Annotated in this window: 1 protein-coding gene and 1 pseudogene; both read right to left on the bottom strand. The window is 73.8% G+C overall.

The window, feature by feature from the left end; genetic code table 11:
* Positions 1–276: 276 nt before the first annotated feature.
* A complete protein-coding gene (gene menD / locus E1264_RS42230) occupies positions 277–1944 on the bottom strand; it encodes a 2-succinyl-5-enolpyruvyl-6-hydroxy-3-cyclohexene-1-carboxylic-acid synthase (protein ID WP_132183153.1) in 1668 nt (555 codons plus the stop codon).
* Positions 1941–2143, bottom strand: a pseudogene (locus E1264_RS44965) (O-succinylbenzoate synthase); the annotation flags it as partial. The pseudogene E1264_RS44965 and the gene menD, both read right to left, overlap by 4 nt.

The following is a 2143-nucleotide window of genomic DNA, read 5'->3' as shown; positions in this document are numbered from 1 at the left end:
GCCATGAAGCCTCCATGGGACGGGAAGAATCGGACAACTCCCCGCAAGACTACGGAGCGTGAACCCATGGCAGTAACCCGCTACGGAGCCATCCGTGAGCTGGCTCCCAGGTCCCGGTCACCGCACGCCCCACCCGCTCCCCGGGACCACTACCGCCTCCCGAGTCGCAGCTGTATGTGCTTTTGAGATGGATTTGAGTAGCTGCTCCTCGCCCACGGCCTTTACGTTGTAAGTTGAACGGTGAAGTAGTTGCCGGTGCGGGCGAGGACGCCGGGGTCAGGCGAGGGTGGCGCGGACGGCGGCGTGGGCGGCCTTGCGCATCTCGGCGTGCAGCACCGCGTTCGCGTTCCGGTCGGTGCGGGCCTCCACGATCTGCAGCCCCTCCCCCGCCATCGCCTTCGGCAGGTCGCCCGGCGCGTCCAGCAGCCGGTACGGGACGCCGTGCGCCGCCGCGACCGCCTCCAGGTCGACCTGGTGCGGGGTGCCGAAGACCCGCTCGAACGGGCCCCGCAGCGCCGCCTGCGGCAGCAGTGAGAAGATCCCGCCGCCCCGGTTGTTCACCACCACGATCGTCAGGTCGGGACGCCGGTCCCGCGGCCCGATGATCAGGCCGTTCTGGTCGTGCAGGAACGCCAGGTCGCCGAGCAGCGCGAACGACCGGCCGCTGTGCGCCAGCGCCGCGCCGATCGCCGTCGAGACCAGGCCGTCGATCCCGCTCGCGCCCCGGTTCGCCATGATCCGGATGCCGCGGCGCGGGCGCATCACCTGGTCCAGGTCCCGGATCGGCATGCTCGCGGCCGTGAACAGCAGCGACCCGCCCGGCAGCCCCGCGACCAGATCGCGCGCCAGCCGCGGCTCGCTCACCTCCGGCACCGCGTCCAGGACCTCGTCGACCGCCGCCGCGGCGGCCAGGTCCGCGGCCCGCCACGACTTCAGCCACGCGTCGTCACCCGACACCACCGGGATCTCCACCTCCGGCGCGACCTGCGTCGCCGACCGGACCGGGTCGGGCCAGTGCGCCAGGTCCGGCGCCAGGACGATGTGCTCCTCCGCGCGGCGCAGCAGCGACAGCAGCGGCCGCGACAGCCCCGGCTTGCCCAGCGTCACCACCACCTCCGGGCGGTGCCGCTCCACGAACTCCGGGACGCCCAGCAGGAAATGGTGCGACGACAGCGCGTGGTCGCCGTAGCGGGCGTTGCCGTTCGGCTCGGCCAGCACGGGCCAGCCGGCCATCGACGCCGCCGCCACGTACCGCTTGACGTTGGCCGCGCCGTCCCCGACCACCAGCACGCCCCGGCGGGTCGGCGGGACGTGCAGCACCGACCCGGGCGTCGCCGCCCGCACCTTCGTCCACGCGCCGGTGACGTCCCCGTCCAGCGGCTCGCACCACGACTCGTCACCGTCGGGGATCAGCGGCTCGCGGAACGCCGCGTTCAGGTGCACCGGGCCGGGCACCGGCGCCTGCGCCAGCCCCCACGTGCGGCTCACCAGCGACCGCCAGTACGCCACCATCCCCGGACGGTTCTCCGGCACGCCGATCTCGGTGGACCACCGCACCGCCGTCCCGTACAGCTTCACCTGGTCGATCGTCTGGTTCGCGCCGGTCTCGCGCAGCTCCGGCGGACGGTCCGCGGTGATCACGATCAGCGGCACCCCCGACTCGTGCGCCTCGACCACCGCCGGATGGAAGTTCGCCGCCGCCGTCCCCGACGTGCACACGATCACCACCGGACGCCCCGACCGCTTCGCCAGCCCGAGCCCCAGGAACGACGCCGACCGCTCATCGATCCGCACATGCAGCCGGACCCGGCCCGCGTCCTCGGCGTCCTGCAACGCCAGCGCCAGCGGCGCCGACCGCGACCCCGGCGCCAGCACCGCGTCGGTCATCCCGCACCGCAGCAGCTCGTCCACCAGGACGGTCGCCAGCGCGGTCGCCGGATTCACGGCGCCGCCTCGAACACCGAAGGCCCGCCCAGATGCCGCTGCGCATCGGCGGCCCGGTCACGCCACCCGTCCACCGGCGCCTCCCAGCGGGACAGCACCGCCTCGTCCACCCCCGGCCGCCGCACCGGGATCTCACCCTCCACCGGCCGCAGCGGATCCGCGACGACGTCGCCCTCCAGCAGCGACAGCGTCCCCAGCC

This window comes from Actinomadura sp. KC216, assembly GCF_004348535.1.
Classification (GTDB): domain Bacteria; phylum Actinomycetota; class Actinomycetes; order Streptosporangiales; family Streptosporangiaceae; genus Spirillospora.
This window is presented reverse-complemented; position numbering and strand designations above follow the sequence as displayed.